Source organism: Pseudoalteromonas sp. CST2, from assembly GCF_028599385.1.
In the GTDB taxonomy this organism is placed as follows: Bacteria; Pseudomonadota; Gammaproteobacteria; order Enterobacterales; family Alteromonadaceae; genus Pseudoalteromonas; species Pseudoalteromonas atlantica.
In genome coordinates, this window is record NZ_JAQREO010000018.1 from 37,838 (window position 1) to 51,437 (window position 13,600).

General features: G+C 42.9%; 9 protein-coding genes. 5 read left to right on the top strand and 4 right to left on the bottom strand.

Annotation, left to right across the window (positions count from 1 at the left end):
* Window positions 1-2 precede the first annotated feature (2 nt).
* Entirely contained in the window at window positions 3-1,556 is a 1,554-nt protein-coding gene (gene hutH / locus PSH41_RS18130; RefSeq protein WP_273589794.1) for a histidine ammonia-lyase, read from the top strand.
* Here the strand turns inward: hutH and PSH41_RS18135 are convergent.
* Window positions 1,534-2,304: a hypothetical protein gene (locus PSH41_RS18135; protein WP_004589323.1), complete on the bottom strand. Its 771-nt coding sequence runs from the start codon at window positions 2,302-2,304 to the stop codon at window positions 1,534-1,536. The genes hutH and PSH41_RS18135 overlap by 23 nt on opposite strands.
* Window positions 2,305-2,420: 116 nt before the next feature.
* On the opposite strand from PSH41_RS18135, the gene PSH41_RS18140 reads away from it, so the two are divergent.
* The 4 genes from PSH41_RS18140 to PSH41_RS18155 all read left to right on the top strand — a co-directional run bounded on the left by PSH41_RS18140 (window position 2,421) and on the right by PSH41_RS18155 (window position 9,121).
* Complete coding sequence (locus PSH41_RS18140; RefSeq protein ID WP_029773386.1) at window positions 2,421-4,448, top strand: methyl-accepting chemotaxis protein; 2,028 nt, start codon at window positions 2,421-2,423, stop codon at window positions 4,446-4,448.
* Window positions 4,449-4,879: 431 nt separating this feature from the next.
* On the top strand, window positions 4,880-7,588 hold the full coding sequence (secA, locus tag PSH41_RS18145; RefSeq protein ID WP_273589793.1) for a preprotein translocase subunit SecA: 2,709 nt from the start codon (window positions 4,880-4,882) through the stop codon (window positions 7,586-7,588).
* A gap of 61 nt (window positions 7,589-7,649) precedes the next feature.
* Window positions 7,650-8,048 carry an 8-oxo-dGTP diphosphatase MutT gene (gene mutT, locus PSH41_RS18150; protein WP_273589792.1) on the top strand — a complete coding sequence of 133 codons (399 nt, stop codon included), beginning with the start codon at window positions 7,650-7,652 and terminating at the stop codon, window positions 8,046-8,048.
* A 5-nt stretch (window positions 8,049-8,053) separates the two neighbouring features.
* Window positions 8,054-9,121: a phosphotransferase enzyme family protein gene (locus PSH41_RS18155; protein WP_273589791.1), complete on the top strand. Its 1,068-nt coding sequence runs from the start codon at window positions 8,054-8,056 to the stop codon at window positions 9,119-9,121.
* A 154-nt stretch (window positions 9,122-9,275) separates the two neighbouring features.
* On the opposite strand, the gene PSH41_RS18160 is transcribed toward PSH41_RS18155, so the two are convergent.
* From PSH41_RS18160 to pmbA, 3 genes are all read right to left on the bottom strand, one after another.
* Window positions 9,276-11,351: a M13 family metallopeptidase gene (locus PSH41_RS18160; protein ID WP_273589790.1), complete on the bottom strand. Its 2,076-nt coding sequence runs from the start codon at window positions 11,349-11,351 to the stop codon at window positions 9,276-9,278.
* Window positions 11,352-11,601: 250 nt separating this feature from the next.
* A complete protein-coding gene (locus PSH41_RS18165) occupies window positions 11,602-12,084 on the bottom strand; it encodes a DUF721 domain-containing protein (protein WP_004589317.1) in 483 nt (160 codons plus the stop codon).
* Between the two features lie 117 nt (window positions 12,085-12,201).
* On the bottom strand, window positions 12,202-13,551 hold the full coding sequence (gene pmbA, locus PSH41_RS18170) for a metalloprotease PmbA (RefSeq protein ID WP_273589789.1): 1,350 nt from the start codon (window positions 13,549-13,551) through the stop codon (window positions 12,202-12,204).
* Between the last annotated feature and the right edge of the window lie 49 nt (window positions 13,552-13,600).

Sequence of the window (13,600 nt, forward strand, 5' to 3'; positions counted from 1 at the left end):
TCATGATTTCACACACTCTCACACCAGGGCAGTTAGATTTAAGCACCCTAAGAAAAATTAATGACTCAGCTGTCACACTTAACTTAGTCGATGGCGCCAGTACACAAATAGCGGCCAGTGCACAAACTGTTCAAAACGTAATAAACAAACGCCAAACGGTGTACGGTATTAACACCGGCTTTGGCTTATTAGCCAATACAAAAATAGCAGATGACGAGCTTGAGCTACTGCAGCGCAGTATTGTGCTTTCGCATGCTGCCGGTATTGGGGAGCTCATGGACGACAGCACTGTAAGACTAATGATGACCTTAAAAGTAAACTCTTTGTCTCGGGGCTACTCAGGGATACGCCTAGAGGTGATCGCATTTTTTATGCAACTACTGTGCAGTGAAGTGTACCCGTGCGTACCACAAAAAGGGTCTGTGGGTGCTTCGGGCGATTTAGCGCCTCTTGCTCATATGTGCCTTCCACTATTAGGTGAAGGCAAAATGCGCCACAAAGGTGAAATTATAAGTGCTGCTCAAGGGCTGAAAATTGCCAATCTTTCACCTCTTACATTAGGCGCAAAAGAAGGACTAGCACTGTTAAATGGTACACAAGCCTCTACCGCGTTTGCGTTACAAGGGCTTTTCAAAGCAGAAGATTTATATGCACAAAGCTGTGTTATAGGCTCTATTAGCATAGAAGCCGCAATGGGTAGCCGTGCGCCCTTTGATGCACGCATTCACGAAATACGGGGGCAACGCGGCCAAATTGATACGGCCAGTGTATTTAGAGAGCTACTTAGTACTGAATCACAAATTAGCCAATCTCACGTAAACTGCGAAAAAGTGCAAGACCCTTACTGCCTTCGCTGCCAACCTCAGGTACTCGGCGCGTGTTTAACACAAATACGCCACGCCGCAGAGGTGTTGTTATGTGAATCAAACGGCGTTACCGATAACCCGCTGGTATTTGCCGATGTGGGCGATATTATATCCGGTGGTAACTTTCATGCAGAGCCCGTTGCCATGGCAGCTGATAACTTAGCCATTGCGATTGCCGAAATAGGCGCGCTGGCAGAGCGAAGAATCGCGCTACTTATTGATTCAAACCTCTCTACATTGCCACCTTTTTTAGTTGAAAACGGCGGAGTTAACTCAGGTTTTATGATTGCCCAAGTAACCGCGGCTGCGCTTGCCTCCGAGAACAAATCGCTTGCGCACCCCGCCTCGGTAGACAGCCTGCCAACATCAGCAAATCAAGAAGATCATGTCTCTATGGCAACCTTTGCAGCAAGGCGCTTAAAGGAAATGGCCAATAACACCCGCGGGGTATTAGCAATTGAATGGCTTGGAGCTGCTCAAGGGCTTGAGTTTAGAGCCCCACTAAAACCTTCACCGCAAGTAGAAAAAGCAAAAGCTCTGCTGCGCGAGCATGTAAGTTACTACGATAAAGACCGCTACTTTGCCCCCGATATAGAGGCAACCAATACGCTTTTAGCACAAGGGGCATTGTGCGACTTTATTCACCACAACCCACTACCATCGCATTTTAAATTCCATGCTGATAGCTAAAGCCTAACGCTTCAATTGCTGAGCCAAGTACTTTGCGCTCAGCACTTTCATTACTGGTAAAGGTTGGCATTTCGCCGCCATGCTCTGCACACTTTTGTGCATAATAATTCGCTTTAGTTGGGTGCGATGGATTTACCACGTTGTAAATATTTTGCCCCGAGTTATAGTTTTCTATTACCGCAAAAATGGCGTTTATCACATCTTGTTGATGCACCATATTAACCACCTGCTGGCTCGATGAATTTAATTCTTTCCCAGCAACAAAGCGCCCCGGCTCGCGGTTAGGTCCTAATAACCCTGCTAAACGCAGAACTTTACCATCTTGCTCAAGCACCTTTTCTTCGCCATCGTATAGTTTTATTTGTCGCTCATTGGTACAACTTATTTCACTGCTTTCAGTGTAAACACCCGGCTCTTGGTCGTACACACCGGTAGATGAGCACAAAATAAAGCCCTTTGCATTTAATTGTTTAGAAAGTGAAAGTGCAGCGCTTAGTGTTTCTGGGTAGTTACTTTCACTGTGTCTGCTTCGTGGGGGGATTGCACACACCCAGTAAGCATCGTGTAAATCTATTTGGTGTATTAGTTGCCCATCAATCAGTACAAATTGACGCTGAAAATCGTCTGTGTGCTCATCACTTCTATGCGTACCTTGTACCTGCCAACCCGCCTGTTTAGCTTGTAGGCACAAAGTATGACCCAACCAGCCTGCGCCTAATACTACTAATTTATTAGCTTTTGTTTCCATTTTTGCATAACCCTTCATTTTAAACGCATAATTAGTGCTTTTTATCTAACTTCATAGAGATTTAAAGTAAGATATGATTAGATACAACCTACTAAAAAACAATAATACGTGCACTTATGCTAAATAATTTATCATTACGGAAGAAAATATTATTATTGATTGGTGGCACCATCACCATTTTGCTAATTATTGCTTCAACATTTTTTGTAAATCACATCGCTAACCTTTCCAGAGTAAACATTGAGCGCGAAGCTCAAAGCTACCTACAAAGCGAACAACTTTCAATGCAAAGCTACTTTGCAAAGTATGGCAAGCTGGTTTCTACGTTTGTTAATAACCCGCATTTAGTTAATTTTTTTGAAAATTGGGATACTCGCGACCAGCCGATTAAAAATGCCCCCGGCTACAACGAAGTTAATCAAGACTTTGTACGCATTAGCTCAAATGACGAAAATGTACTGTCGGCGTTTTTCGCATCAGCAACCACCGGTGAATACTTTAAAGAAAACGAGCGTACCAGCCATTACAATGGCCAACCTTACTACGCCTATAAACGTGGTTGGTGGCAAGAAGCCCTGCAAATTAATAAACTTTACGTAGGCCCTATATCGGTCGATTTAACCACTGGGGTTGCCTCAGCAGTTGTACAACAGCCGGTATACAACGCACAGCGTAAACTTATTGGTATGGGCGGCGTTGATTTACAGCTTAATAAAATCAACGATATGGTTGAAGGTATTCGCTTTAACGGCCAAGGTTATGGCTTTTTACTCGATGGCAATCAAAAGGTTGTACACTTTTCAAATGCTACCGGCCATAAGCTGTCTAACACCGACGAAGGCCCTAAAGGTAAAGAAGGGCTAGATGGCCTTGAAAGCCAGTTTAATAATACTTCAGGCTTTACAGAGCTTAACGCACAAATGCGTAATAACCTCGAAGGCAGCCAATTGGTGACCTTAAAAGGAGAAGAGTATTATGTGGTGTACCATCGCTTACAACTAGAGCAACCTTATCTAGATTGGTATGTAGGTATACTGATCCCAACCAGCATGATTGAAGCCCCCGTTAATGAGGCGGTTACCACCACAACCACCGCAGTGGTGATTATTTTAGTGATCATTTTAGCGATGATATTATGGGCAACCCACATGATCTCGCAGCCTATTACCACTTTAACTAATATAATGCGTGATATTGCATCGGGCGAAGGCGATTTAACCCAAAAGATTAATATTACCAGCCAGGATGAGGTCGGCCAGCTTGCCAATCACATGAATACATTCATTGATAAGCTGCGCGCCATGATGCTAGAAACAGCCGCACAAGCTGAGCAGTTAACTAATGCCGCAGCGCAACTTAAAAACGTGTCTGCTCAAACCAACACCGAAATACAGCAAGAAAAACAACAAGTAGACAGCGTAAGTGCCGCCGTGACCGAAATGGCCAGCACTGTACTTGAAATATCGCGTAACGCACAGCATACCAACAGCGCCGCCGAAGAAGTACAAGCTATTACTGCCGAAGGGGCTGACCGCTCAACTCAAGCACAACGTGTGATGACCGAACTTGCGCTACACATAGGTGAAGCGTCTAAAGTGGTAGCAGGGCTTGAGCAAGAAAGCAATAACATTGGTGCATTGGTGGATGTAATTAACTCCATTGCCGATCAAACTAACTTACTTGCTCTAAATGCCGCCATTGAAGCTGCGCGTGCAGGTGAGCATGGCCGTGGTTTTGCGGTAGTTGCTGATGAAGTACGTTCACTGGCAAGCCGTACGCAAGAATCAACAGACGATATTCGTAATATGATTTCTCGCTTACAGCAAATTGCCCAACAAGCGTCGGTAATGATGCTACAAGGGCAAGAGCAAACTGAAGGCTCAGTATCGCAAACAAAAGAAGTGCTAAGTTCATTACAAAACATTGCTCAGTCGGTAACTAAAGTGCAAGACCAAAGCCACCAAATTGCCACTTCAACTGAGCAACAAACCGTTGTCGCAGAGGATATTAATACCAGCCTTGCAGCAATTAATGGCTTAGTAAACAGCACCGCTGATCACGCACACATTTTAGCAGATGAAGCGCGCGATTTAAGCGACCTTGCTGTTGCCTTAAACAAAACGGTTAATCAGTTTAAGCTTTAAATACATAGCGTAATAAGGTGGGTAACTAAGTATAAAATTAACCCACCTAGGGCGTGTTGAGCATTGTGGATTGAATGAATTTCAATCACCCAAGGCCCGCATGCCCTAGCACTCTTGTTTTTAAATTTTTTAACACCATATCTTCACAACTTGCTGCTATTTTTTAGCGTAATTAAATCAGTTAAAGTGGTTTTTACGCATCAGATCAAATTTTTCTGTTTTTAATACACATCTTTTAGTTGAGATAGTTTGTTGTTTGGCAGAGTCTGGTATAGTAGCACACGTATTAAACAGTGCTTTGAGGCTCTTTAATACAAAATTGCTAATTAATATGTTCTACAGGTTATGTAAAAGTACATATTAATTACCAATTGTAAAAAATGGGTTAGCCGACACTCGGTTAACAAAGAATACATTGTAACGGTTTTATCATGATATCTAATTTATTTACCAAGATTTTTGGTAGTCGCAATGACCGCACTATTAAAAACCTAAGAAAGACGGTCGCGCTAATTAATGCGCTAGAAACGCAATTAGAAGCGCTTTCTGATGAAGATTTAAGAGCTAAGACAGCTGAGTTTAGAGAACGTTACGATAACGGACAAAACCTTGACGACATTCTACCAGAAGCATTTGCTGTGGTACGCGAAGCGTCAAAGCGTGTAAATGGCATGCGTCACTTTGACGTACAGCTATTAGGCGGCATGGTTTTACATCAAGGTCGTATTGCAGAAATGCGCACCGGTGAAGGTAAAACCCTCACAGCCACACTTCCAGCCTACTTAAATGGCTTAACAGGCAAAGGCGTGCACGTAATTACCGTGAACGACTACCTTGCTAAACGTGATGCTGAAACAAACCGCGAGTTATTTGAGTTCTTAGGCCTTACTGTGGGCTGTAACGTACCAGGCATGATGCCACAACAGAAAAAACAAGCTTACAGTGCCGATATTACTTACGGTACTAATAACGAGTTTGGTTTTGACTACCTACGTGACAACATGGCATTTAGCATTGATGAACGCGTACAGCGTCCATTGTTTTATGCGGTAGTGGATGAAGTGGATTCAATCTTAATTGATGAAGCGCGTACGCCACTTATTATCTCAGGCCCAGCTGAAGATAGCTCTGAGCTATACATCGAGATCAATAAAATTGTGCCGCTTTTAGAACTTCAAGAAAAAGAAGACGAAGAAGGCATTGAAGGTGATGGCGATTACACAATCGACGAAAAGTCTAAGCAAGTTCATTTAACTGAGCGCGGTCAAATTAAAGTAGAAGACCTACTTACTGAGCGTGGCTTAATTGAAGAAGGCGACTCGCTTTACTCAGCCGGTAGCATTACCTTACTGAGCCATGTGTATGCCGCACTTCGTGCCCACAAGCTTTATCAAAAAGATGTTGATTACGTTGTTAAAGAAAACGAAGTCATTATTATCGATGAGCACACAGGGCGCTCAATGGAAGGTCGTCGTTGGTCTGAAGGTTTACACCAAGCTGTTGAAGCTAAAGAAGGTGTAAAAATTCAAAACGAAAACCAAACACTGGCTTCAATCACGTTCCAAAACTACTTCCGTTTATACGAAACTTTAGCCGGTATGACAGGTACAGCCGATACTGAGGCATTTGAGTTTCAATCTATTTACGGCCTAGACACGGTTGTTATGCCAACTAATAAGCCGATGATCCGTGATGATCGCGCCGATTTAGTTTACCTAACACAAGAAGAAAAATACGAAGCTATTTTAGCCGATATTAAAGATTGCCAAGAGCGCGGACAGCCTGTGCTTGTAGGTACTATTTCGATTGAAAGCTCTGAGTATTTATCGCAGTTTTTACGCAAAGAAAAAATTAAGCACAACGTACTTAATGCTAAATTCCACGCGCAAGAAGCTGACATCGTATCGGATGCTGGTTTACCAGGTACTGTAACAATTGCAACCAACATGGCCGGTCGTGGTACCGATATTGTGCTTGGTGGTAACTGGAACAGCGAAGTTGAAAAACTAGAAAACCCAACAGATGAGCAAATTGCTGAAATTAAAGCGGCGTGGAAGATTCGCCACGATGCAGTAATTGACGCTGGCGGTTTACACATTATTGGTACTGAGCGTCATGAATCGCGCCGTATAGATAACCAATTACGTGGCCGTGCTGGTCGTCAGGGTGATGCCGGCTCTAGCCGTTTTTACTTATCGATGGATGATGCGCTAATGCGTATATTTGCCGGCGAGCGCATGACTAACATGATGCGTAAACTAGGCATGCAACGCGGCGAAGCCATTGAGCACCCTTGGGTTAACCGTGCAATTGAAAACGCTCAGCGTAAAGTAGAAGCACGTAACTTTGATGTACGTAAACAATTACTTGAGTACGATGATGTAGCAAACGATCAACGTCGTGTTGTTTACTCTCAACGTAACGAACTGCTTGAAGAAGGCGATATTTCAGAAACCATTACAGCAATCCGTGGTGATGTACTTGCCGGTGTTATTGATCAATACATTGCACCACAAAGTCTTGCTGAAATGTGGGATATCCCAGGCCTTGAAGAGCGCTTAAAACAAGACTTCCTGATTGAGCTACCTATCACGCAGTGGTTAGCTGATGACAATAAACTATACGAAGAAAAACTTCGAGAGCGTATTGAGCAAGCGGTTGAGCAAGCTTACAAGCAAAAAGAAGAGCAAGTTGGCGACTCTGTACTACGCCAGTTTGAAAAAGCGATTATGCTTCAAAGTCTTGATCAGCACTGGAAAGATCACCTTGCTGCAATGGATCATTTACGCCAAGGTATTCACTTACGTGGCTATGCACAAAAGAATCCTAAGCAAGAATACAAGCGCGAGTCGTTTGAGCTATTCACCGAAATGCTTGAAAACTTAAAAGTTGATGTAGTGGGCATTTTAAGTAAAGTACAAGTTCGTGCCGAAGAAGATGTTGAAAAAGTAGAAGAGCAACACCGTAAAAGTGAAAATGCCCCTCGCGAGTACCAACACGAAGAAGCTGAACATGTAGGCGGTGAAGCACCTCAAAGCGCAACTGTAATGGCAAGAACAGCGCCTAAAGTTGGCCGTAACGATCCGTGTCCGTGTGGCTCAGGACAAAAGTTTAAGCAATGTTGTGGTAAATTAAAGTAACGACGCATTGTATGTAATTAAAAAGCGACGCTAGCGTCGCTTTTTTTATGGAGAAAAAAACATGACAACAAAAATTGTAAATGTAGCGGTAGGCGTAATAAAAAAAAATAACGCCATCTTTATCTGCAAGCGTGCTGATGAGCAACATCAAGGTGGCTTATGGGAATTTCCAGGCGGGAAAGTAGAAGCTGGCGAGAGCGTATTTGCTGCACTTAAGCGTGAGCTAAGTGAAGAAGTTGGCATTACCATTCATAGCTCTAGCCAACTTATGGTGATTGAACATGACTATGGCGATAAATGTGTAAAACTTGATATTCACGTTGTGAGTAACTTTAGCGGTGAAGCACATGGCGCCGAAGGGCAACCAAGTGAATGGGTCACTATTAATGAGCTTAGTAACTATGAGTTCCCTGCTGCTAACGCCGAGATTATCGAAAAAATACAAGCGCGATACGCCTAAAGCACATGAATACAGCAATACAAAATAAATTAAGTGAGCTATTAGCGCTAAACCCTGAGCTTACTCAGGTGAGCTCTTTAGGCAGCGGACATATAAACACCACGTGGCTGTTAACTAATGCTGCGCAGCAATTTGTTGTTCAAAAGCTCAATACCCATGTATTTAAAAAACCAGCACAACTGGTTAATAACGCACAGTTAATTGAGCAGCACCTAAGCGCTAAACAACAAGCAAATACTTACCCGCTCGACATTGTTAAGCATATAAGTACTTGCCAAGGTGAATACCTTATTACAATTAACAACGCGTACTATCGCGTGCTTAATTTTATTAGCCAAAGTATTAGCGAAGATGTGGTTACAGAGCCCCATCACGCACAGCAAGCCGCATTTGCATTTGGCACCTTTACACGTGCCTTGCTCGATTTTGACGCATCAAGTCTCTACCCTGTTATTACTGACTTCCATAACTTAGCTATGCGCTTTGAGCAGCTTAATACAGCTATTAGCAACGCCACTAAAGAGCGGCTGCAGCAGTGTAAAAACGACATTGACTACTGCATTGCACAACAGTATTTAGTAAAAGAACTCGCTGACGTAACAGCCGATTTGCCCACCCGGGTGTGCCACAACGACACTAAAATAAATAATATGCTGTATTGCAGCAATACATATAAAGCTAAAGCAGTTATCGATTTAGATACATGTATGGCAGGCTTTTTATTGTATGACTTTGGAGACATGGTGCGCACATTTTGCTGCGCTGAGCCAGAAGATTCGATTAACCTTGATAAAGTGGTTATTCGCAAAGAGGTATTTACAGCCCTTGTTAAAGGCTACCTTGCCCCCCTTAAATCGGCTATTAGCAACAAAGAGCAAGCAAGTTTGCTACTTGGCGCTAAAGTTATGCCGCTAATGCTCAGTGTGCGGTTTTTAACTGATTACTTAAATAACGACGTGTACTTTAAAACCACCCATGCAGAACATAATTTAGAACGTGCGCAAAACCAGCTGGCTTTGTATAAAAATATTTTAAGCAATCAAAGCTGGATGCATAAAACACTCATGCAGTAGCCCTAAATTAAGTATCATTGCGCATTGGTATTAGTACTCAGTATTTAAATATAAAAAAGCCAGCAAGCTAAACACTTACTGGCTTTTATTTACTAACCTAAAAGCTGGGTAATTTATCTCTTAACCAGATTCAAGTTAACTAACAGGCTATCAATTACCAAATTTTTACGCGGTCTTCTGGTTTGATATACATTTTGTCGCCTTCTTTTACGTCAAACGCTTGGTAAAACTCAGGCATGTTCGACAAGATACCGATAACACGGTAGTGACTTGGTGAATGCGGGTCTGTCATTAAGCGGTTACGTAGCTCTTCATCGCGGTACTTACGACGCCAAATTTGTGACCAACCCATAAAGAAGCGCTGATCGCCGGTGTAGCCATCAATAACAGGCGCTTTGTTCTCACCTAACGATAATTGATACGCCTTATAAGCCACCGTTAAACCACCTAGGTCGCCAATGTTTTCGCCAAGGGTAAGCTCGCCGTTAACACCCGCATCTTCAAACGGTTTATATTCGTTGTATTGCGCTACTAACGCACCGGTACGCTCTTCAAACTGTTTAAGGTCAGACTCACTCCACCAGTTACGTAAGTTACCGTCACCATCGTATTTAGCACCTTGGTCGTCAAAACCGTGACCTAACTCGTGGCCAATTACTGCGCCAATTGCACCGTAGTTTACAGCGTCATCGGCTTCTAAATTAAAGAACGGTGGCTGTAAAATAGCAGCTGGGAATACAATTTCGTTATTTACTGGATTGTAGTAAGCATTCACTGTTTGTGGCGTCATGTGCCACTCAGAGCGGTCCACTGGCTTGCCTAATTTAGCAATCATGTCGCTATAAGCCCACTGGCTGTAACGTATGTAGTTACCCACTAATTCATCAGGGTTAATGCTCAGCTGTGAGTAGTCTTTCCACTTATCTGGGTAGCCAATTTTTGGGGTAAATTTGTTTAGCTTTTCTTGGGCTGCAAGCTTGGTTTCAGGGCTCATCCACTCCAGGTTTTCAATAGCAACGCCGTAACCTTTAATAACGTTATCTACCAGCTCTTCCATACGTGCTTTTGCTTCAGGCGGGAAGTTATCTTTTACGTATACTTTACCTAAAATTTCGCCAAGTACGCTGTTAGATGCATCAACCGCTTTTTTCCAAAGTGGCGCTTGCTCTTTTACGCCGCGTAATGTGGTGCTGTAAAAATCAAATTTAAGATCAACTAAGTCAGTGCTCAGTAACTGCGCGTAACCACTTACAAAATGAAACTTTAAGTAGTTTTTCCACGTTGCTAAATCTGTTTCTTTGTACACATCAGCAAACCCTTCTAAGTAGCTTGGCTGACGTACAATAATGTCTGAGGTATCTACCCCTGCACTTTTGAAAAATGCAGCTAAATCAAAGTCGCCTGTTAGCTTATTTGCCTCAGCTACGGTCATTTTATTGTATGACTTAGTTGCATCACGGCTTTGTACTCTACTCCATTGCGCCTCAGCTAAAGCGCTTTCAAATGCGATAACGTTTTTCGCGGCATCAGCGGCATTTTCAACGCCTGATTTAGCTAAAATATCGGTTATGTATTGCTCGTAAGATGCGCGAATTTTAGTAAATTTTTCATCATCTTTTAAGTAATAGTCACGATCAGGTAAGCCAAGTCCAGATTGCGATAAGTACAGCGCGTATTCACTTGAATTTTTAGCGTCGTTATTTACAAACCAGCCAAATGGTAAGCTAGCGCCTTGCTGCTGAATCTTAGCCATTAAAGGAGCAAGATCAGCTTTTGAATCTAGGCTATCAATGGTATTAAGTGAAGGTTGTAAAGCGGTAATACCTAACTCATCACGTGTATCTTTATCCATGTAGCTTTTGTAAAAAGCACCAATTTTGTACTCATCGCTGCCTTTTTTAGCACTGCTATTATTAGCGGCACTTTCAAGCGCTGTTTTCATCGCTTTTTGCGACTCGTCGTATAATTGTGTGAACGAGCCGTAGTTCGACTTATCGCCAGGGATCTCTGTTTTAGCAAGCCACTGTCCATTTACATGGTAATAAAAGTCATCTTGTGCGCGAACCGACTCATCCATATTGGCAAGGTTTACACCTAGCTCAAGCGTTTTTTCTGCCGGTGCTGTAACGGCAGCGGTGTCGGCCACTTGCGTTTCTTGTTGTTTTTCACCGCAACCTACTAGGCCCAGTGCAAGTGCGATACTTGCAGCGGTAATAGTTACTTTTTTCATAATTATTCCGTTTGTTAGTAAAGAATAAAATATCTATTTCATTAAACTATTGCATGCCAGAGAAAAAATAAAAGCGCCCTGCGATGCTTTCACTTAATGAAATTAATATTTAGGCGGTTAAAACAACACGCCGAATTTGTATGATAAACCCCATTAAAGAAACAATAAAATAGAATATGTAACAAAGTATTTTCTATGAGACGAGGTAACAAAATAGCCCTACCAACAACCATAATCGCGCTTTTGGGAGTTATTTTTTACCATGGCGAGCAAGGCGCTCTAGCTTTTCTTTCAGCGAAGGTGGCGCTGATGCGGCAATGGCATTAAGGTAATCTGAAGTTTGCTGGCTCATTTTTCTTGAATTGCCAGGTGCTTTACCTGCGGGGCCGGGTTTATCTGCAGTTGGGCTTAAGCGCGCTGTTGCTTGAGGGTTTGCAACAATTTTAATTTGTCCGAGCTCTGCCATGCCTGCCGCTCTAAAATGCGACTGCATATCCATTTTTAAATAATTAAGTTTAAGGGCAATTGCCGCCGATACAGCTTCAATCATCAACGTGCCATCGCGGTAATTACTCACACGGCATTTTTCAGCAAGCTTTGGGCCTAAAAACTCTTTAAGCAACACCTGTTGCTTATCAAGCGCTTGGCTTTTACCTGCATAGGCCGATAAGCGATTATTAAGGCCTGCCATAATGTCAGTCAGGGGTTTTGGTGCGTACCTATCTTTAGCCATTCAACACCTCAAAAATTTAAATAAAGCACGTTTAAGCCAAGCGTTTAAATGCTCGGCTTAAATATGTGCTTTTATATTATACCAATTCGCTTAATTACGTATTATTGCAAATTGCTATTAAGCGCCTGCTACTTGCATTTGCTCTATAAGTACTGAGCCGGTTTGAATGCCGCCTCTGCGCTCAATATCGCCCCCTATGGCCGAAATACCTTTAAACATGTCTTTTAAATTTCCGGCAATGGTAATTTCACTAACAGGGTACTGAATTTCACCGTTTTCTATCCAAAAACCAGCTGCTCCACGCGAGTAGTCACCCGTAACGGTGTTTACGCCTTGCCCCATCAGCTCGGTAACTAATAAGCCTGTTCCCATGGTTTTTAATAAAGCCGATAAATCGTTGTGCGTTTGCTCAACTAACCAGTTATGAATACCGCCTGCATGGCCTGTTGGAGCCATATTTAATTTACGCGCTGCATAACTTGCTAATAAGTAGGTTTGCAGCTCACCGCCTTGAATAATTTCACGGTCAATCGTTTTTACCCCTTCGCTATCAAAAGGCGACGACGCTAATCCTTTTAATATATGAGGACGCTCAGCAATATTAACGTTCTTACTAAATACTTGGGTGCCTAGGCTGTCGAGTAAAAAGCTCGATTTACGATAAAGCGCCCCGCCGCCAATTGCCGACACTAAATGGCCAAACAATGAATTGGCAATATCGGCTCTAAAAATAACAGGGACTTTCATAGTACCCAGCTTTTGGCTATTTAGTTTAGCCAGAGTTTCGGTGGCGGCTTCTAGGCCTACCGCAGCAGCGTCGTTAAGTCCGCCCTGATCGCGAGCAACAGTATAAGCAGAGTCGCGCTGCATGTGCTCGCCTTCTTTGCCTATTACCATAGTGCTAATGCTGTGGCGCGTACGTGGAAAACCAGCAATTAAACCATGGCTATTGCCATACACACGTAAGCCTTGGTGCGATGAAAAACTTGCACCATCTGAATTAACAATACGCTCATCAGCATTTAAAGCGGCTTGCTCTGCAGCATGACATAGCTCAATACCTTGCTCAGGGCTTACATCCCACGGGTGATATAAATCAAGGTCCTTAGGGGCAAACTCGAGTAATTCTTTATCGGCAATACCATTAAAAGGGTCGTCTGAGGTAAATTTGGCAATATCAATGGCTTTTTCTACTACCGTGCGCAGTGTTTTTGGGTTTAGATCAGCAGTAGACGCCGAGCCTTTATTATTCCCTACATAAACACTGATACCTAAACCACCATCTTGGTTAAACTCTATGGTTTCTACTTCACCCATGCGTGTGCTTACCGATAAACCCGATGTACTAGACATAGCAGCTTCTGCGGCAGTGGCACCCAATTTTTTAGCATGCTCGAGCACTTCAGCTACGGCATCTTTTACTTGAGAGATTTGAGAATAAATTGGATCGTGTTGTTGGCTTTTCATAAATTAAGTCCTGAGCCTTAAGGCAATATTGCACGCATTTCTTATCTTT

What these genes read in the sequence shown, in the direction of transcription:
- hutH (WP_273589794.1), top strand. Translation starts at nt 3, where the DNA reads ATGATTTCACACACTCTCACACCAGGGCAGTTAGATTTAAGCACCCTA.
- PSH41_RS18135 (WP_004589323.1), bottom strand. Translation starts at nt 2,304, where the DNA reads ATGGAAACAAAAGCTAATAAATTAGTAGTATTAGGCGCAGGCTGGTTG.
- PSH41_RS18140 (WP_029773386.1), top strand. Translation starts at nt 2,421, where the DNA reads ATGCTAAATAATTTATCATTACGGAAGAAAATATTATTATTGATTGGT.
- secA (WP_273589793.1), top strand. Translation starts at nt 4,880, where the DNA reads ATGATATCTAATTTATTTACCAAGATTTTTGGTAGTCGCAATGACCGC.
- mutT (WP_273589792.1), top strand. Translation starts at nt 7,650, where the DNA reads ATGACAACAAAAATTGTAAATGTAGCGGTAGGCGTAATAAAAAAAAAT.
- PSH41_RS18155 (WP_273589791.1), top strand. Translation starts at nt 8,054, where the DNA reads ATGAATACAGCAATACAAAATAAATTAAGTGAGCTATTAGCGCTAAAC.
- PSH41_RS18160 (WP_273589790.1), bottom strand. Translation starts at nt 11,351, where the DNA reads ATGAAAAAAGTAACTATTACCGCTGCAAGTATCGCACTTGCACTGGGC.
- PSH41_RS18165 (WP_004589317.1), bottom strand. Translation starts at nt 12,084, where the DNA reads ATGGCTAAAGATAGGTACGCACCAAAACCCCTGACTGACATTATGGCA.
- pmbA (WP_273589789.1), bottom strand. Translation starts at nt 13,551, where the DNA reads ATGAAAAGCCAACAACACGATCCAATTTATTCTCAAATCTCTCAAGTA.